Annotated in this window: 1 protein-coding gene; it reads right to left on the bottom strand. The window is 39.2% G+C overall.

Going from position 1 to position 553, the window contains the following annotated elements; translation table 11 throughout:
• Positions 1-261: 261 nt before the first annotated feature.
• Positions 262-553 (bottom strand): DNA recombination protein RmuC (gene rmuC, locus AC29Z1_RS06145; RefSeq protein ID WP_488270577.1); only part of this gene is annotated, 292 nt, incomplete at its 5' end.

Genomic DNA, 553 nt, shown 5'->3' with positions numbered 1-553 from the left:
ATTTCCTTGCTTTCATTAGACCGTTCGTCGAGAACAAATGGTAGGGAGGTATGGGGTGGTTTATAAATAAGTATTTTTTTTAGATAGCTAAAAACTTTGGTAAGAATATTATCATCCATTGGACAGCACCTCCTTTTATCTGGTTTCAGTGGTTATTGTTACCTGGTTGCCTAGTTTTTAACATTATTTTTTATAAATAGTGGTGATATAGTTATCAGCTAATAAGCATAAATAAACAACCGGCTAAGTGTTGCCGGTTGTTTATGTTTCTTCACTATCATATTGTCCCAATAGTTCTACTGCCTGAGATACAGGCAATTGTTCCACCGTTCTAAGCTTGCGTTCAATGGCTCTAGTACGTACTGCGGCAGCGTCAATTTGCCTACTGGCTTGATCGAGTTTTTCTTTAGTTTTCAGTAGAACAGTCCCAAATTTGCCAAATTCGGTTTTTACTGCCCCCAGGAGAGTCCAAACTTCACTTGAACGTTTTTCAATCGCTAATGTCCTAAATCCCAGTTGTAGACTGTTTAGGAGTGCGGCGAAGGTAGTCGGG

The sequence above is a fragment of the Sporomusa sp. genome (assembly GCF_057736855.1).
Note: the sequence above shows the minus strand (reverse complement) of the source record. Positions and strands in the feature narration are given on the sequence as shown.